The organism is Microbacterium sp. P2_F9 (assembly GCF_056403635.1).
Map to the genome: position 1 here is coordinate 18,468 of NZ_JBFUFC010000016.1, position 16,226 is coordinate 34,693.

18 protein-coding genes and 1 pseudogene are annotated in these 16,226 nt (G+C 67.8%); 10 read left to right on the plus strand and 9 right to left on the minus strand.

What is annotated here, in order from left to right; translation table 11 throughout:
- Positions 1 to 31: 31 nt before the first annotated feature.
- Positions 32 to 1,339 carry an urea ABC transporter substrate-binding protein gene (urtA, locus tag AC1DVT_RS03160; RefSeq protein WP_457101648.1) on the minus strand — a complete coding sequence of 436 codons (1,308 nt, stop codon included), beginning with the start codon at positions 1,337 to 1,339 and terminating at the stop codon, positions 32 to 34.
- Positions 1,340 to 1,821: 482 nt separating this feature from the next.
- Here urtA and AC1DVT_RS03165 point away from each other — a divergent pair, with 482 nt between their 5' ends.
- From AC1DVT_RS03165 to AC1DVT_RS03195, 7 genes are read left to right on the plus strand one after another with little or no spacing between them, the layout of a single operon-like run.
- On the plus strand, positions 1,822 to 2,124 hold the full coding sequence (locus AC1DVT_RS03165) for an urease subunit gamma (protein ID WP_457101647.1): 303 nt from the start codon (positions 1,822 to 1,824) through the stop codon (positions 2,122 to 2,124).
- 9 nt (positions 2,125 to 2,133) lie between these two features.
- Positions 2,134 to 2,484, plus strand: a complete 351-nt coding sequence (ureB, locus tag AC1DVT_RS03170) for an urease subunit beta (RefSeq protein ID WP_477386455.1) — start codon at positions 2,134 to 2,136, stop codon at positions 2,482 to 2,484.
- Entirely contained in the window at positions 2,471 to 4,168 is a 1,698-nt protein-coding gene (locus AC1DVT_RS03175; RefSeq protein WP_477386457.1) for an urease subunit alpha, read from the plus strand. Before ureB ends, AC1DVT_RS03175 begins: the two co-directional genes overlap by 14 nt.
- A 9-nt stretch (positions 4,169 to 4,177) precedes the next feature.
- The gene (locus AC1DVT_RS03180) at positions 4,178 to 4,846 is read left to right on the plus strand and encodes an urease accessory protein UreF (RefSeq protein ID WP_477386459.1); all 669 of its coding nucleotides are present in this window, start codon (positions 4,178 to 4,180) and stop codon (positions 4,844 to 4,846) included.
- On the plus strand, positions 4,839 to 5,636 hold the full coding sequence (gene ureG, locus AC1DVT_RS03185; RefSeq protein ID WP_477386461.1) for an urease accessory protein UreG: 798 nt from the start codon (positions 4,839 to 4,841) through the stop codon (positions 5,634 to 5,636). The genes AC1DVT_RS03180 and ureG overlap by 8 nt, the downstream gene beginning before the upstream one ends.
- Positions 5,633 to 6,370 carry an urease accessory protein UreD gene (locus AC1DVT_RS03190; protein WP_477386463.1) on the plus strand — a complete coding sequence of 246 codons (738 nt, stop codon included), beginning with the start codon at positions 5,633 to 5,635 and terminating at the stop codon, positions 6,368 to 6,370. The genes ureG and AC1DVT_RS03190 overlap by 4 nt, the downstream gene beginning before the upstream one ends.
- Entirely contained in the window at positions 6,354 to 7,496 is a 1,143-nt protein-coding gene (locus AC1DVT_RS03195) for a HoxN/HupN/NixA family nickel/cobalt transporter (RefSeq protein ID WP_477386465.1), read from the plus strand. The genes AC1DVT_RS03190 and AC1DVT_RS03195 overlap by 17 nt, the downstream gene beginning before the upstream one ends.
- 158 nt (positions 7,497 to 7,654) lie before the next feature.
- Here AC1DVT_RS03195 and AC1DVT_RS03200 read toward each other — a convergent pair whose 3' ends face one another.
- From AC1DVT_RS03200 to AC1DVT_RS03210, 3 genes are read right to left on the minus strand one after another with little or no spacing between them, the layout of a single operon-like run.
- Positions 7,655 to 8,185, minus strand: coding sequence for an ABC transporter permease (locus AC1DVT_RS03200; protein ID WP_477386467.1), 531 nt, complete (start codon positions 8,183 to 8,185; stop codon positions 7,655 to 7,657).
- Entirely contained in the window at positions 8,182 to 8,904 is a 723-nt protein-coding gene (locus AC1DVT_RS03205; protein ID WP_477386469.1) for an ABC transporter ATP-binding protein, read from the minus strand. The genes AC1DVT_RS03200 and AC1DVT_RS03205 overlap by 4 nt, the downstream gene beginning before the upstream one ends.
- Entirely contained in the window at positions 8,901 to 9,455 is a 555-nt protein-coding gene (locus AC1DVT_RS03210) for a TetR/AcrR family transcriptional regulator (protein WP_477386471.1), read from the minus strand. Before AC1DVT_RS03210 ends, AC1DVT_RS03205 begins: the two co-directional genes overlap by 4 nt.
- Before the next feature lie 179 nt (positions 9,456 to 9,634).
- Here AC1DVT_RS03210 and AC1DVT_RS03215 point away from each other — a divergent pair, with 179 nt between their 5' ends.
- Together AC1DVT_RS03215 and AC1DVT_RS03220 are read left to right on the plus strand one after the other, a co-directional pair.
- Positions 9,635 to 10,108 carry a CBS domain-containing protein gene (locus AC1DVT_RS03215; RefSeq protein ID WP_477386473.1) on the plus strand — a complete coding sequence of 158 codons (474 nt, stop codon included), beginning with the start codon at positions 9,635 to 9,637 and terminating at the stop codon, positions 10,106 to 10,108.
- Positions 10,105 to 11,394 (plus strand): ArsB/NhaD family transporter, encoded by a 1,290-nt coding sequence (locus AC1DVT_RS03220; protein WP_477386475.1) that lies wholly within the window; start codon positions 10,105 to 10,107, stop codon positions 11,392 to 11,394. The genes AC1DVT_RS03215 and AC1DVT_RS03220 overlap by 4 nt, the downstream gene beginning before the upstream one ends.
- Positions 11,395 to 11,424: 30 nt before the next feature.
- Here AC1DVT_RS03220 and AC1DVT_RS03225 read toward each other — a convergent pair whose 3' ends face one another.
- Positions 11,425 to 12,015 carry a TetR/AcrR family transcriptional regulator gene (locus tag AC1DVT_RS03225; RefSeq protein WP_477386477.1) on the minus strand — a complete coding sequence of 197 codons (591 nt, stop codon included), beginning with the start codon at positions 12,013 to 12,015 and terminating at the stop codon, positions 11,425 to 11,427.
- Positions 12,016 to 12,113: 98 nt separating this feature from the next.
- On the opposite strand from AC1DVT_RS03225, the gene AC1DVT_RS03230 reads away from it, so the two are divergent.
- Entirely contained in the window at positions 12,114 to 12,914 is an 801-nt protein-coding gene (locus tag AC1DVT_RS03230; protein WP_457101639.1) for an SDR family NAD(P)-dependent oxidoreductase, read from the plus strand.
- Positions 12,915 to 12,942: 28 nt separating this feature from the next.
- Here the strand turns inward: AC1DVT_RS03230 and AC1DVT_RS03235 are convergent, their stop codons facing one another.
- The 4 genes and pseudogenes from AC1DVT_RS03235 to AC1DVT_RS03250 form a co-directional block, all read right to left on the minus strand.
- On the minus strand, positions 12,943 to 13,950 hold the full coding sequence (locus tag AC1DVT_RS03235; protein ID WP_457101638.1) for a LacI family DNA-binding transcriptional regulator: 1,008 nt from the start codon (positions 13,948 to 13,950) through the stop codon (positions 12,943 to 12,945).
- A 32-nt stretch (positions 13,951 to 13,982) separates the two neighbouring features.
- Complete coding sequence (locus tag AC1DVT_RS03240) at positions 13,983 to 14,834, minus strand: carbohydrate ABC transporter permease (RefSeq protein WP_457101637.1); 852 nt, start codon at positions 14,832 to 14,834, stop codon at positions 13,983 to 13,985.
- Entirely contained in the window at positions 14,831 to 15,769 is a 939-nt protein-coding gene (locus AC1DVT_RS03245; protein ID WP_477386480.1) for a carbohydrate ABC transporter permease, read from the minus strand. Before AC1DVT_RS03245 ends, AC1DVT_RS03240 begins: the two co-directional genes overlap by 4 nt.
- 56 nt (positions 15,770 to 15,825) lie before the next feature.
- Positions 15,826 to 16,226: pseudogene (locus tag AC1DVT_RS03250) on the minus strand (ABC transporter substrate-binding protein); the annotation flags it as partial.

Genomic DNA, 16,226 nt, shown 5'->3' on the forward strand with positions numbered 1-16,226 from the left:
GGTGGGCACGGACCCCACGCTCAGTGGTCGATCAGCCCGCTGCGGCTACCAGGGCTTCGCGGACGTCGGCCGGGAACCAGTCGTACCCCTCGAGGAACGGGTCGGGATCGATGAAGCCGTCGGACGACCAGACGATGTCGAACTGGTTGTCAGCGTTGATCCTGCCGATGTTGCCCGGCTTGGAGATGTGGTGGTTCTCGCCGTCCAGCGTGACGACACCCTCCGGGGCGTCGACGGTGATGCCGCCCGCCGCGGCTGCGGCATTCACATCGTCGACCTCGAACGAACCGGCCGCCTCGACCAGAGCCTTGTACAGGTACAGCGAGATGTACGCGGCTTCCATCGGATCGGAGGTCACCCCGCTGCTGCCGGGGTACGCCTTCCAGCGCTCGATGAATCCGGGGTTGTTCGGGGTGTCCAGCGACTGGAAGTAGTTCCACGAGGCGTAGTTGCCGGTGACTTCGTGACCCATGGCCGGCGCCTCCTCCTCGGCGATCGACACCGAGATGATCGGGGTCGTCTCCGGGGTGAGGCCGGCGTCGTAGTAGGCCTTGATGAAGCCGACGTTCGACGAGCCGTTGATCGTGTTGAAGACGAAGTCAGGGTCGGCCTCGACGATCTTCGCCACCTGGGTGGTCCAGTCATCCTTGTCGAGGGGCACGTACTCCTCGCCGACGATCTCGATGCCGAGTTCGGCCGCGTAGAGCTTGATGATCGCGTTCGCGGTGCGCGGGAACACGTAGTCGGAGCCCGCCAGGAAGAGCGTCTTCACGCCCTGGGCGGCGAGGTAGTCCATCGCCGGGATGATCTGCTGGTTCGTGGTCGCACCCGTGTAGTAGATGTTCGGCGACGCCTCGAGGCCCTCGTACTGCACCGGGTAGAAGAAGAGGCCGTTGTTCTCCTCGACGACCGGCTTGACGGCCTTGCGGGACGACGAGGTCCATCCGCCGAAGATCGCGGCGACGCAGTCCTGGGTGAGCAGCTTCTCGGTCTTCTCCGCGAAGGTCGGCCAGTCGGTGGCGCCGTCCTCCTGGACGTACTCGATCTGCTTGCCGAGGATCCCGCCATCGGCATTGATCTCGTCCGCGGCCATGTGCAGCACGTTGGAGACGGTCTTCTCGGAGATCGCCATGCCGCCGGTGAGCGAGTTCAGGAAGCCGAGCTTGATCGTGTCGCCGGAGGTGTCGATGCAGCTCGCGGACCCTCCGCTGTCGAGTCCGGCCGGTTCCACCGTGTCGCCGGCCCGCGCGCCGCAGCCTGCGAGCACGAGGGCGGCGGCCGCCGCGAGGGCGGGAACGGCCAGCAGGCCGCGCACCCTTCGAGTCCGTGTCGTTGTCATGTGGATCTCCGTTTCTGTGTGGTGCAGGGTGGTGCGTTCTCGGGATGGGAGGTGCGTCCTGCAGGCGCGCCGAATGACGCCGACGGACCGGCACGGATCCGGGGCGCGCCGGAGGACGGCGTGCCGAGGGTGTGGCGGAACGAGCTGATCGGTGAATCAGGGCGTGGTGCAGGGGTGGGCCGGTGTTGCGTGCGTCAGATGCTCGTTGGTGCTCGGTGCCTGATGGAGCCGGGCTTCGCGGGCCGGTTTGGATCGGCGGATGGAGATCGCCGACTGCTGCGGTAGTTGTCAGCATGGGGCCGCGTCATTACTCTGACATTTCTCGATTGTTCCGATTCTGTTAACCGTGCAACGGACGCTTTGCCTCCTGCCCCGTAATTCCGCGATTTCACGGACGGAAGCCGCGATCAGGGGTTTCGGACAGCTCCGGCGAATGTGCTCGTTATGGCACACTTCTGACATCACCCGCCGGAGGCAAAAGAATGCACTTCACTCCCGCCGAGACCGAGAAGCTCCTGCTGTCGGTCGCCGCGATGGTCGCGCGAGATCGGCTCGAGCGCGGCATCCTGCTCAACCATCCCGAGACCGTCGCGCTGCTGTCGTGCTGGGTCATCGAACGTGCACGGGAAGGCCGGGGCGTCGCAGAGCTCATGCAGGAGGGCCGCACCGTCCTCACCCGCGATCAGGTGATGCCGGGCGTGCCCGAGATGATCGCCGATGTGCAGGTCGAGGCGACCTTTCCCGACGGCCGAAAGCTCGTCACCGTCCACCACCCGATCGACTGAGGAGTCGCCGTGGCATCCGCATCGTCTCAGGGCCCGGGCGCGTTCCGGATTCAACCGGGTCGCATCGAGTTGAACGCCGACCGAGGCGCCTCGGAGCGCATCCGGCTCGTGTTCCTGAATACCGGCGACCGCCCGATCCAGATCGGCTCGCACATCCATCTCCCCGACGTCAACGGAGCACTGGAGTTCGACCGGGCGCTCGCCCACGGGTTCCGCCTCGACATCCCCTCCGGCACATCGCAGCGCTTCGAACCAGGCGCATCGCGCGAACTCGACGCCGTGGCGCTGCGCGGCGCGCGCCGGGTTCCCGGCATCCAGATCAAGACCGACGGACAGGAGCTGCTCGATGGTGTGGCTTGACCGGTCGCGCTATGCGGCCATCTACGGCCCGACGGTCGGCGACGAGGTGCGCCTCGGCGACACCGACCTGTGGATCCAGATCGAGCGCGACCTCACCGTCGGCGGCGAGGAGGCGGTGTTCGGCGGCGGCAAGTCCATCCGCGAATCGATGGCGCAGGCGACGACCTCGCGGTCAGACGGCGCCCTCGACACCGTGATCACCAACGCGATCATCCTGGACTGGTGGGGGATCATCCGCGCCGATATCGGCATCCGTGACGGTCGCATCGTCGGAATCGGCCACGCGGGCAACCCGGACATCAGCGACGGCATCGACATGATCATCGGGCCGTCGACTGACGTCATCTCCGGGGAAGGGCGCATCGTGACGGCGGGCGCCATCGACTCGCACGTGCACCTGCTCTCGCCGTCGCAGATCCACGAGGCGCTCGCCACCGGGATCACGACGATCGTGGGCGGCGGCACCGGGCCTTCCGAAGGATCGAAGGCCACGACGGTCACTCCGGGGGCGTGGCATCTGCGCGCCATGCACCGCTCTCTCGACCCCCTGCCGGTCAACATCCTGCTGCTCGGCAAGGGCAACACGGTGTCGGCAGCCGCGTTCAAGGAGCAGGCGTTCGCCGGCGCCGCCGGCTACAAGGTGCACGAGGACTGGGGCTCCTCCCCTGCCGCGATCGACGCAGCCTTGCGCGCCGCAGACGACTGGGGCCTGCAGGTCGCGCTGCACTCCGACTCACTGAACGAGGCGGGCTTCGTCGAGTCGACGATCGCGGCGATCGGCGGCAGGTCGATCCACGCCTTCCACGTCGAGGGCGCCGGCGGCGGGCACGCGCCCGACATCCTCTCGATCGCGGGGCTTCCGAACGTGATCCCCGGTTCGACGAACCCGACGCTCCCGCACACCGTCAACACCGTCGCCGAGCACCTCGACATGCTGATGGTCTGCCATCACCTCAACCCCGCGGTGCCCGAGGACCTCGCTTTCGCGGAGTCCCGCATCCGCGCCTCCACGATCGCCGCGGAAGACATCCTCCACGACATCGGGGCCTTGTCGGTGACCTCCTCCGACGCGCAGGCGATGGGCCGGATCGGTGAAGTGATCACGCGCACCTGGCAGGTCGCGCACGTCATGAAGCTCCGCCGGGGTCCCTTGGACGGGGGGATGCCGGCAGACAACGAGCGCGCGCGCCGCTATGTCGCGAAATACACGATCAACCCCGCGATCGCCCACGGGATCGCTTACGACGTGGGGTCGATCGAGGTCGGCAGGCTGGCGGACCTCGTCGTGTGGGACCCGAAGTTCTTCGGCGTCCGGCCCGCGGTCGTCGTCAAAGGCGGTGCGATCGCATGGGCCGCGCTCGGCGACCCGAATGCGTCGATCCCGACGCCGCAGCCCGTGATGATGCGACCGTCGTTCGGCGACACGATCGGGGCAGACCTCTCGGTGACGTACGTCTCGCCCGCGGCGCTCGATGCCGGCCTCGCCGAGAGCCTGGGCCTGCGCCGGAGACTGGCTGCCGTTCAGCCCACCCGGCACATCGGCAAGGCCGACATGAAGAACAACGACACCCTGCCGTCGATCCGCATTCGTCCTGACACGTTCGAGATCGCGATCGACGGCGAAGACGTGAAGCCCGCGCCCGCGGCATCCCTCCCCCTTGCCCAGCTGTACAACATGTTCTGAGACCGCTCCATGGACTCCGCCGCGCACACCGTTGCCATGCTGCTCGCCGACGCGCGCCTTCCCTCGGGCGGGCATGCGTTCTCCGCGGGTGTGGAGCCGGCGATCCAGGGCGGGCTGGCGCGACACGACGTCGGCGCCTTCCTGCAGGCCCGAGCGCGGACGACGACGCTCGTCGATGCGGCGACCGCGGTCGTGGCGCGGCGGGCCGGCCTGATCGGAGGGTCTTACGCGCCGATCGAACAGGCGTGGGCGGCGCGCACCCCGAGTCTTGCTGCTCGCATCGCCTCGAGGGAACTCGGCCGCGGACTCCTGCGACTCGCGCAGCGGCTCTGGCCGCAGTCTCCGGCGATCGCAGCGCTCACCGGCGAGACGATGCCACCCCGACCGATCGTGCTCGGTGCGGTCGCGGCCCACGCGGGTCTCGACGCCGAGACCCTCGTGCGCGTGGCGGTGTACGACGACATGGCGGGCGGCGTCGCGGCCCTGCTCAAGCTCGAACCCGGCGACCCCGTCGACGGCGTGCGGCTCGTCATCGACGCGTGCGCCGCGGTCGATCCCTTCATCCCGCTGCTCGCGGCGCTCGACTCACCGGATGCGATCCCTGCGGCGAGCGCCCCCCAAGCCGAGGGCTGGACCGAAGCCCACGCCGTATCGAATAGGAGACTCTTCCGTGCCTGAATCCCTGCCCTCCACCCGTGCGCTCCGCCTCGGCGTCGCCGGTCCCGTCGGCACCGGAAAATCGTCGCTCATCGCGACGGTGTGCCGGGCCCTTGGCACCGAACTGCGCCTCGGCGTCATCACGAACGACATCTACACCGATGAGGATGCCCGGTTCCTGCGCTCCGCGGGCGTGCTCGACCCCGAGCGCATCCGCGCGGTGGAGACCGGCGCCTGCCCGCACACGGCGATTCGCGATGACATCACCACCAATCTCCTCGCCGCCGAAGACCTCGAGCGGGACTTCGCGCCGCTCGACGTGGTGCTCATCGAGTCGGGCGGCGACAACCTGACGGCGACGTTCTCGCCCGCTCTGGTCGACGCGCAGATCTTCGTCCTGGATGTCGCGGGCGGCGGCGATGTCGCGCGGAAGGGCGGCCCCGGCATCGGGCGCGCCGACCTCCTCGTGGTCAACAAGACCGATCTCGCTCCCTATGTGGGCGTCGACGTGGCGCTGATGGTGGCCGATGCCGAAGCAGCACGAGAGGGACGCGCCGTGCTGGCACTGTCGAAGCACGATGCCGGCTCGGTGTCGGCGCTGCGCGCCTGGGTGCTCACGATCCTCGCGAGCCACCGGGCCGGCACCCACATCGCGCAGGACCCCGGGCCGATGGCCCCGCACTTCCACGCCGATGAGGAGCATCCCGAGGGCGGATTCATCCACTCGCACGCCGAAGACGCGCACGCGTCGGATGCCGAGCACGAGCACTCCCGCACGCATGCCGTCGCGGGGAGGAACGCGAACGAGTGACCTCCACGCGCATCAAGGTCACCGCCGGCGAGCCGCGCGCGCACGTCGAGCTCGCGGTCGGCGCGCTCGCACCGCGCCTGATCTCGCGGGATGCCGTACGTGCGCACATCGCGGTCACCGCGGCCGGCATGGTGCTGCTCGGCGGTGACCACGTGCACGTCGACATCGAGGTCGGCCCGGGGTGCACTCTCGAGATCGAGGATGTCGGGGGCACGGTCGCCTACCGCGGCGCGCGCTCGTCGTGGGTCCTGGAGGCTCGGATCGGAGCAGGTGGGACGCTGCTGTGGCACGGCCTGCCCTTCGTCGTCACCGACGGGGCGGACGTCGAACGCCGGAGCTCGCTCACTCTGGGATCCGACGCGCGAGCGGTGATCCGCGAGACGCTCGTGCTCGGCCGGCACGGCGAGCGCGGTGGACGGCTGATCTCGGCGCTCTCGGTCGTCGACGGCGGCGGACCGATCCTGCTCGAGCAGCTGGACGCCCACGGGGGCGCACCCGAGCCGGGGGTGCTCGGTGGCAATCGGGTGGTGGATGCCGTGATCGCCGTCGGATTCCGCCCGCCCACGCGCCCGACCGACCTCGAGTTCGATCGCCCGGGATCGATGGCTCGCCACCTCTCCGATCACACGCACGGCTCTCCCCTCGATCCGGTCTGGGATGTGTGGGTCGCCCGTGCGGAGCAGCGCCTTCCCGCGCTCGAGCCGCTGGAGGAAGACCGTGTCGGCGCTCGCTGAGGTGCGAATCCCCAGACGCGTTCAGCGGAGCACGATCGGCGTCATCTCGCTGATCGTGCTGCTGCACGTGCTCGGCTGGGGAGTTCTCCTCCTGGTTGTGATCCCGGCCGGCGTCCCGCTCGGCGGTGCTCACGGCGGTGTCGACAGCGGGGGCGGCGGCACGCTCGCGACGCTCGGCGTCGGGCTCACCGCGTACGCGCTGGGAGTGCGCCACGCGTTCGACGCCGACCACATCGCAGCGATCGACAACACGGCCCGACGCCTCACCGAGCGCGGCAGACCCGCCAGCACGGTCGGCTTCTGGTTCTCTCTCGGGCACTCGACGATCGTCGTCGTGCTCTGCATCCTGCTGACCTTCGGCATCACCGCGATCAGCTCGTCGCTCGCCGACGACTCTTCGGCCCTTCGCACCTGGACCGGGGTGATCGGCCCGACTGTCTCGGGCGTCTTCCTGCTCCTCATCGCGGCGATCAACATCGGGTCCCTGCGCCGCGGCCATGGGCATGCGGCAGGGCCCGTGCTCCGGTTGCTCGGGCCCCTGGAGAAGTCGGTTGACCGCCCGTCCCGGATGTACCTCGTGGGGCTGCTGTTCGGGCTCGGGTTCGACACGGCCACCGAGATCGGCCTGCTCACGCTCGCGGGTGCCGCGACCCTTGGGGCCGTGCCCTGGTGGGCGGCGCTCACCCTGCCCGTGCTGTTCGCCGCCGGGATGAGCGCTTTCGACACCACCCAAGGCGCAGTGGTCCATCGCGCCTATGCCTGGCGGCCCGGTCGTCGCCGTCTCGGTGAGGTGTACGCGATCGCCATGACCGGGCTCTCCGTCGTCGCGGCAGTGCTGATCGCGATCGTGCAGCTCGCCGACGTGCTCGTCGATGGTCTCGGCCTCGTCGGCCCGCTGCCCTGGTTGGCATCGATCGGAATCGACGAGCTCGGCTTCATGCTGACGGCCCTGCTCCTGGCCACCTGGGCATTCGTGCTGCTCATCACCCGGCAACCGCGGACCGGCACAGATCGCCGAGACGAACCGCGACCTCGTCGTCTTGTGAGCCTCGAGGCGGGAGGTCAGCGATCAAGTTGCATCGTCCGCCAAGAGCGAGCTGTGACGAGTACGCACGCCGCGAAGTAGGGGATGACCAGGAGCAGTTGGCCGGTCGTGACGCCTCCACCCGATGAGATCGCCCAGAGGGCAGGAGATGCGAGCGGCATCCAGCCGCCGAGCCCGGTCAGGACGGAGACCTGCGCAACGACGACGATCCCGATGGAGACGCTCACGCCTGCGAGTACTTAGCGTCCCAGGGTGGCGGCCCAGGCGACCGGAGCGGCGATTGCAGCGGTCATGGCACCGAGTGCGACCTGGCGCACCAGCGCCACCCTACTGTCTGCGGTGAGCGCGCCGAGGCCCGCGACCAGTCCGACGATCACCAGCAGCGCGGCAAGTGACAGGCTCACCGCGAGAGCCCACACCGTGTAGATGAGCAGTTTGGCGAGCGCTATCGTCGAGCGGCTCACCGGCAGCGCGAACAGTCCGGTGATGGTGCCGTCGCCGAACTCGCGGCCGAACATCCAGGACAGCACCACCCCGAACCCGAGCAGCCCTCCTGCCCCGGTGATCTGCGCCGCCGCGAGCAGGAACCCTGTCCAATCGTGCGTCGCCCCCGGCCCTAGCTTCGCAACGAGCTGGGGGTCCCCCGATGCGGCCGCGAGCAGAATGGCCCCGCTGAGCAGCGAGATCCCGAGGACGATTGCGATCGACCCGACTCTCCCGACCGTGGAGCCAGCGAGTTTGACGGCCTCTGCCCATACCGCCGGCCTCATCGGACGCCTCTTTCATCGTCTTTCCGCACGGTTTCGAAGAAGCCGTGCTCGATGTCGGGGATCGCGGGATCCAGGTCGCCGATGATGCATCCGCGGTTGATCACCACGATGCGGTCCGCGATGCGGGCGACCTCATCCAGGTGATGGCTGCTGACGAGGATCGCCGCATCGCCCCTCGCTCGCCGGAGCAGGCTCTCGCGGAGGCGGATGACACCCGCCGGGTCGAGCGCGTTCGTCGGTTCATCGAGCACGATCACGCTCGGGTCGTGCTGGAGTGCAGCCGCCAAGCCGACACGCTGCCTGTTGCCCAGCGACAGCGTGCGTGCGCGTCGCTCCGTATACTCCTCGAGCGCGAACTCGGTGATGACTGCCGACACCGCAGCCGCGACGTTCTCGATGCCGCGCATCCTGGCGCTCAGCTGGAGATTGCGTCGCACCGTCAGCTCCGGATAGGCGAGGGGATACTCCACCAGATGGCCCACCTTCGCCCACTGTTCGCGCGGCGCGGCGGCGAGGGGGTATCCCCCGAGCCGCACCTCCCCGCCGGCGGGGCGCAGCATTCCCAGCAGGATGCGCATCATCGTGGACTTGCCCGCACCGTTGAGGCCGACGAGCGCGACGATCTGCCCCCTGCGAAGCTCGAGGTCGAGGTCGAAGACGCCCGCGCCATTGCGGAACTGCCGCGTCGCGCCGTAGACGGCGAGGGCTGCATCGGTCATCGTCGATCACCGCACGCGAGAACCCGCAACGCGGCCTCGATCGCGGATCCGAGGTCGGGGTCGTCGCCGTCCGCCCATTCCAGCAGGGCCGCGTTCAGAGCCCCGATCGTCGCGGCTGCGGCGATGTGCGCATCGGCCTGCGGCACGCCGCGCGATCGCAGCGCGCCGGCGATCGCGTCGGTGGTCGCACCGCTGTTCCGTGCCAGGGCTCCGCGCAGCGACGGCGTGCGCGAGACGATGCGGAGCCGGTCGCGAACCTCGGACCCGGCCGGGGCGGGTACCGCTCCCCACGCCTCCCTGACCCCTGCCACTGCGGCGGCCAACGGCGGCAGGTCCTTCGCCTGACGGCCGACCGCCTCGGCAATGAGCGGGTCGTACGGGTCGTCGACGAGCACCGCATCCTTCGATGCGAAGTGCCGGAAGAAGGTCATCTCCGACACGCCCGCTCGGGCGGCGATCGCCGCCGCCGTCGTCGCGGCGTAGCCCCGTTCGTCGAACAGCTCGAGCGCGGAGCGCAGCAGCGCAGCTCGGGTCCGGGCGATTTTGTCCACGCGGAAAATGTTAGTTACTAACATTTGACTTGTCCACCATGCGAGTTGTTCCTCTGAGTGGCGTGCGGACTCACCGAGAGCTCCTCTCCTGGAGCGGACCCCGCAGGACTAGAGTCGGCCCTGGAGAGCCGGGAAGCCTGGTCGGCGCAACGTCACCGTTGCCGACGAAAGGCCGACCCATGCAGGCATCCGACATCCAGACCGCTCTCCCGCTCGTCGACCGGGGCACGAGCGCCGTAGCTGCGGCACGGCACATCGCCCGCGACCACCTCGCGACGCTGGTCGTAGCCGACGCGGGCGGGAGGCCGATCGGTGTCGTCTCGTCAGCCGACGTACTCGGTCTCCTGGTGCCGAAATATGTGCTCCAAGACATGGCATTGGCCGGGGTGCTCGACGAGGCCGGCGCCGAAGAGATGTGGAGCTATGCCGACGATCGCACCATCGGGGAACTGCTGGATGACGACGGCGTGAGAGTGCGCGAGTTGCTGGCCATCGACGGCGACAGCACGCTGATCGAAACGGCCGCGCGAATGGTCGACGCGCACGCTCAGATCGCGGTCGTCAACGGGACCAACCCTGCGATGTTCGTGACGCTGCCCGCGGCGATGGAAGCGATCCTCACGTTCATCGGCGAGCCCGGCGCGCCGTCTTGACCATCCAGATCGCGCTCGCTCTTGCGGTCTTCGCCGGGGCCTACATCCTGATTGCGACGGAGAAGGTGCCGCGGGTCACCGTCGCGCTGGTGGGCGCCGGGCTGATGGTGATCATCGGCGCGACGGACGATCAATCGATTTTCTTCTCCGAAGACAGCGGGATCGACTGGAACGTTATCTTCCTGCTGCTGGGCATGATGATCATCGTCGGAATCCTGCAGCAGAGCGGTGTGTTCGAGTATGTGGCGATCTGGGCGGCGAAGCAGGCGAGAGGGCGACCGTTCGTGATCATGGTCATGCTCGTGCTGATCACTGCAGTACTGTCCGCGTTCCTCGACAATGTCACCACGGTGCTGCTGGTCGCACCCGTCACGCTGCTCATCTGCGACCGGCTCGACACCTCGCCGGTGCCGTTTCTGATCGCTGAGGTGATGGCGAGCAACATCGGGGGTACCTCGACGCTGATCGGCGACCCACCGAACATCATCATCGCGAGCCGCGGCGGGCTCACGTTCAACGACTTCCTCGTGAACCTGGCACCGATCATCGCGGTGCTCCTGATCGTGTTCATCGGCCTTTGCTGGCTCATGTTCCGCAAGCAGCTTCACTACGATGCCGCCCGCGTCACCCGGATCATGGCCCTCAACGAACGGGAAGCAATCCGCGATGTGCCCCTGCTGATCAAGTCGCTCACCGTCCTCGGCCTGGTCCTCGTCGGGTTCGTGCTCCACTCCGTGATCCGCCTCGAGCCGGCGATCGTGGCGCTGCTCGGCGCCGGCGTGCTGATCCTGATCACCCGACTGGAAACTCGCAAGATCTTCGCGGATGTCGAGTGGGAGACGCTGCTGTTTTTCGCCGGCCTATTCATCATGGTCGGCTCCCTGGTCAACCTCGGTGTCATAGACATGGTCGGCGAAGCCGCAGTTGCGGCCGTCGGCACCAACTACTTCGGGGCGGCCACCGGCCTGCTCGTCGGCTCCGCACTGTTCTCCGGCATCGTCGACAACATCCCCTACGTCGCAACCCTCGCGCCGTTGACCAACGACCTCGTCCAAGCCGGCGGGGAGGCCGCCAAGCCGCTGTGGTGGGCTCTCGCCCTCGGGGCCGACCTCGGTGGTAACGCCACCGCGATCGGGGCCAGCGCGAACGTCGTCGTCCTGGGGATCGCGATGCGCAATGGCCACCCCATCTCGTTCTGGACCTTCACCAAGTACGGGCTCCTGGTCACCGCGGTCACGATCGCGGTCTGCATCCCGTACCTGTGGTGGCGCTACTACGCCGGATAGCTCGCGGTGGCTGGAAGGGATGTCTCCGTCTCACAGCGTCGAGTGTCGGATGCCGTCGAGGAGTACGCCGGCGAGGAGGGCGGTGGGCTCCGACGCGGGCGAGCGAAGAAAGACGGAGTAGAGGGTCGCGCCCATCAGGGCGTCCGCAACGACGTGCACGGGCGCATCGGGCCTCAGCTCACCCGAATCGACCGCGTGCTGCAATCGCTGCGCAAGTTCTTGCCGGTAGGGCCCGGCGACCTTTTGATTGAAGGCTTGAGCGACGAGCGCACTCTCGGCCGTTGCTGCGGTGAGCAGTCGGGCGCGCGCCGCGGCGTGCTCCTCATCGAGACCCTGAGCGAATTCGGTCAGCCACTGGGTCAGATCAGCCTCGATGTCCCCGGTGTCGGGGATCGGCAGCTCGGCGGGCAGCATCCGTCCATCGGTGATGCTCTCGGCGACGATCTCGTCCTTCGAGGCCCACCAGCGGTAGAGGGTCTGCCGTCCGACGCCGGCCCGGGCGGCGATGCCCTCCAGCGTCAGGCGGGAGTACCCACCCTCCAGGAGCAGCTCGATCGTCGCCTCGAGAATCGCGGTTCGTGACTTCTCACTGCGTGGACGCCCCGTTGTGGTGCCGGACATGAGTTGAGGCTAGCAAGAGGTCAGGGTACTTATGAGACACTTATGTCTCGTAATTCGCACTGTCTCTCCGAGACTCTCCACATCAGAAGGACCCAGCAATGAGGCTTGACAGCAAGATCGCCATCATCACCGGCGCGGCGGGCGGCATGGGCGCTGCCGGCGCTCTGCTCTTCGCCCGCGAGGGCGCCAAGGTGGCCGTCGTCGACATCACCGAAGAGCGCGCGCAGACGACCGTCGACGCGATCCGCGCCGCCGGTGGAGAGGCGATCGCGATCGGCGCGGACATCACCAAGACCGACGACGTGAAGCGCATCGTCGCTCGCACCGTCGCCGAACTCGGTGCGCCTAACGTGCTGTTCAACAACGCCGGCGTCGACCTCGAGAACAAGGCCAAGACCATCGACGTCGACGAGGAGATCTTCGACAAGGTCTTCGCGGTCAACACCAAGGGCCCCTGGCTGATGATGAAGCACGTGGTGCCGCACATGATCGAGGCCGGCGGAGGCTCGATCATCAACACCGCCTCCACGGGCGCGTTCATTCCGGTGAGCTCGGCCGCCTACTCTGCTTCGAAGGCCGCCGTCGTGATGCTCACCAAGATCGCCGCGAACGAACTCGGTGTCCACGGCATCCGCGTCAACACCCTCAATCCCGGAGCCACGACCACGCCGATGGCCGACCACCAGCGCGAGGAGATGATCAAGCGCGGCATCCCCGCCGAGACCCTCGATGCCGCAATGGCCGGGATGTCGGTGCTCGGCCGATTCGGAAAGCCCGAGGAGGTGGCCCAGATGGCGCTCTTCCTCGCCAGCGACGACTCCAGCAACGCGACCGGCGCCGACTTCTTCTGCGACGGCGGCCTCCGCAACATCGGTGCGACCTACGGCATGAAGCAGTAGCTGCCGGCGGCCCGCGGTACGAGCTCGGTCACGCCCGAGGCGGCCCGGCGCTCTCTCGCACGACCAGCCGCGGGCGCTCGGAGGAGAAGCGCTTGCCGGCCTGACCGTTGATCTCGGCGAGCAGGAGTTCGACGCCGCGTCGCCCCATGCCGGCGAAGTCCTGGTCGACCGTGGTGATCGGCGGGGTCCACAGTTCGGCGAGGGGGTGGTCGTCGAATCCGACGACGGAGACGTCTTCGGGGACGCGACGACCGGCACGGGTGAGCCCGCTGATGACGCCCATCGCGATCTCGTCGTTGCCGCAGAAGATCGCAGTCACGTCGAGGTCATCGGCGAGTGCCGTTCCGAGAGCCTGTCCGCTCTTGGGCTCCCAGGTGGCGTCGAGCGGCTCGGGGATCATCGCACCCGCTCGGCGCAGCGCGCGGCGCCAGCCCGCGGTGCGGCCGTCCTCCTTGCGGGACGGGGGGATGCGCACGTGGTGAACCGTCTTGTGCCCGAGCCCCAGCAGGTAGTCGGTGAGCTCCTCGGCGGCATGCGACTCGTCGAGCACCGCTTGGGGCAGGCTCGTGTCGCGGACGCCCGACAGGACGACCAGCGGAAGGTCGTCGGGAACGCGCTGCAGCGCGGCGACGCCGGGCGGGTCGAACTTCAGCACCACGACGCCGGCCAAAGGCTGAGAGAGGGTGGCGGCGATCGCACGGTCGATCTCGTCGTCGTCGGCGCTCTCCACCACGGTGATCATGACCGTGTATCCGTCGGCCCGAGCGGATTCCTCGATGCCGCGGATCGTCTCGGCGTAGCCGTAGCGGGAGGTGTCTCCGGCGATCACGGCGATGACCTGCGCCTTGCGGGAGGCGAGCACTCGGGCGGCCGCACTGGGGCGGAAGTTCAACTCCGCGATCGCCTGATCGACGCGCTCCCGCTTCTCGGGGGTCACCCGCGCCGCTCCGGTGAGCACGCGAGAGACCGTGGGAACCGATACACCGGCGCGCGCGGCGACGTCTGCGATGGTCGCTGGCTTCGGTGTCGGGTTCATTCTCGATCTCGGGGTGCGGTCGGAGGTCACGGTCACTTGACGGCCCCGCTGGTGATCCCCGAGATGATCTTCCGCTGGGCGACCATGAAGATGATCAGCAGCGGCAGGCTCATCAGGATGATGTAGGCGAAGATCAGGTGCCAATTCTGAAGGTAGAGCCCTGAGCTTGCCACCTGGAAGAGGTTCAAGGGCAGCGTGTCGAGTCTGCCGCCGACGACGAACAGCGCGTAGAAGACGTCATTCCAGATGTAGAGGCAGATCAGGATGGTCGCCGTGGCGAGCACGGGCATGAGCAGCGGCAGGATGATCGTGATGAACACCCGGACGGGAGACGCTCCATCGACCCGTGCGGCCTCTTCGAGTTCGATGGGGATCGTGCGGATGAACCCGGTGACGAAGAAGATCACCGTGGCCATGTACAAGCCCATGTACACGCCGATCATCCCGACCGCGGTGCCGGCCAGCCCGAGCTGCCGCAGCAGCAGCACGATCGTCACGACCGCGGGGGGCAGCACGATGCCGCTGATCGCGAGCGCATAGACGAACGCGAGCGGCTTCGAGGAGCGACGCCCGAGGATCCACGCGGCCATCGATCCGAAGACGAGCACGCCGATCACCGCGGGCACCATGACCAGCACACTGCCGCCGAATGCCGCGAGCATCTTTCCGTCGGTGAAGACTGTGGCGAAGTTCTCGAACAGGTGCCACTGGTCGGGCAGCTGCAGGTTCGGGTTGAGCGCTCCGGCCTGGTCCTTCGCCGCGGTGACGAGGATGACCCAGAACGGGATGCCGAGCAGCAGCAGAGCGGCGAGCACCGCCACGATCGGCTGCAGGATGCGGGTGGGGTGGACTCGATTTCTGGTGGCGGTGGCTGAAGGGCTCACAGCACGTCCTCCCTCTTGCGGAGCATGCGGATGACGGGGAAGGCGAGCAGCGCGACCCCGAGGAAGAGCACCAGACTCATCGTCGTGGCCTGGGCGAACAGGCCCTGTCCGAAGGTGCGGAAGATGAAGATGTTCACGAGTTCGGTGGTGCCGCCCGGACCGCCGGCCGTGGTCGCCTGGACGATGTCGAAGCCGTTCATCGACCCGAGCAGCGCGGTGGCGACGTTGAACGTCACGGCGGGCGCGAGCAGCGGGAAGCGGATCAGCCGGAACGTGGTCCACCAGTCGGCGCCGTCGAGACGTGCGGCTTCGAGAAGGTCCTGGTTGATCGTCTTCAGACCAGCAAGGTAGATGAGCATCGACAGCCCCATCCACTTCCAGGCGTGGATGAGGGCCACCACGACGATCGTCCAGGTGGTGCTTCCGAGCCACGCGATGTCGACCGGGTGCCCGAGGAAGAAGCCGATGATGCCGTTGACTGCACCCTCCGGCTTGAGCAGCGCCTGGAAGACGTAGCCGACGGCGAGTGCGGACATGAGGACGGGGATGAAGAACGCCACCCGAAGCGCCCGGTTGAGGGTGGTGTCACGTTCCAGCAGGAGAGCCAGTGCCAGCCCGAAAACGTTCTGGAACACCGCGACCAGGGTGGCGTAGATGAGGGTGATCCAGAGCCGGTTGAGCAGGGTGCCGTTCGAGAAGAGCTCGATGAAGTTGTCGGCGCCGACGAAGTCGATCTGCGACTTGAAGCTCGACCAGTTCGTGAACGCGTAGATGAAGTTGAAGATCGTGGGGACGAAGAAGAACACCACGAGGACAGCGAGCGCGGGGATCAGGAACCACAGGGGGTGGTCTTTCCTGCCGCGGCGACTGGGAGCGAATTCCTTGATCCCCTGCGCCCGGGCGGCGCCTTTGGAGAGTCCAAGAGTCGTGGTCATGAGAGATGCCTTCCGGGTCGGGGKGCCGGCAGAGGTCTGCCGGCACCCCTGCTGGATCAGAAGCCGGCCGCTCCGATGGCCTTGGCGAGCTGGGCGAACTGGTCCTGCGTGGTCTGCGCGACCTCGACAGTCGTCTTCGTGCCCTGGATCAGGTCACCGAGGTTCAGGTAGAGGTCCGGGTTCGCGACCGCGAGGGCCTGCATCGAGCCGACCGAGTCGCCCAGCGACGCGCTGACGTCGAGGAGCGCCTGCGGCACGTCGCCGGGTGTCTCGACCCCGTCCTGGAGGGAGGGCGTCGACAGTGCCGTGACGAAGTCCGCGTAGCCGTCGCCGAGCCAGTAGCTCAGCAGCTGCCGCGCCCCGGCCTCACGCGTGGCGTCGCCCGTCTTGAAGGCGACGAGGGCGTTGGACTGATCCGGGATGAACGTGCCGACGTTGCCGCTCGGTGAGATCGGGA

Bases quoted from the DNA above. Each gene is read 5' to 3' on its own strand.
- AC1DVT_RS03205 (WP_477386469.1), bottom strand. From the start codon at position 8,904: ATGACCGATGCAGCCCTCGCCGTCTACGGCGCGACGCGGCAGTTCCGC.
- AC1DVT_RS03245 (WP_477386480.1), bottom strand. From the start codon at position 15,769: ATGACCACGACTCTTGGACTCTCCAAAGGCGCCGCCCGGGCGCAGGGG.
- AC1DVT_RS03175 (WP_477386457.1), top strand. From the start codon at position 2,471: ATGGTGTGGCTTGACCGGTCGCGCTATGCGGCCATCTACGGCCCGACG.
- urtA (WP_457101648.1), bottom strand. From the start codon at position 1,339: ATGACAACGACACGGACTCGAAGGGTGCGCGGCCTGCTGGCCGTTCCC.
- AC1DVT_RS03230 (WP_457101639.1), top strand. From the start codon at position 12,114: ATGAGGCTTGACAGCAAGATCGCCATCATCACCGGCGCGGCGGGCGGC.
- AC1DVT_RS03180 (WP_477386459.1), top strand. From the start codon at position 4,178: ATGGACTCCGCCGCGCACACCGTTGCCATGCTGCTCGCCGACGCGCGC.
- AC1DVT_RS03225 (WP_477386477.1), bottom strand. From the start codon at position 12,015: ATGTCCGGCACCACAACGGGGCGTCCACGCAGTGAGAAGTCACGAACC.
- AC1DVT_RS03165 (WP_457101647.1), top strand. From the start codon at position 1,822: ATGCACTTCACTCCCGCCGAGACCGAGAAGCTCCTGCTGTCGGTCGCC.
- AC1DVT_RS03235 (WP_457101638.1), bottom strand. From the start codon at position 13,950: ATGAACCCGACACCGAAGCCAGCGACCATCGCAGACGTCGCCGCGCGC.
- AC1DVT_RS03200 (WP_477386467.1), bottom strand. From the start codon at position 8,185: ATGAGGCCGGCGGTATGGGCAGAGGCCGTCAAACTCGCTGGCTCCACG.
- AC1DVT_RS03215 (WP_477386473.1), top strand. From the start codon at position 9,635: ATGCAGGCATCCGACATCCAGACCGCTCTCCCGCTCGTCGACCGGGGC.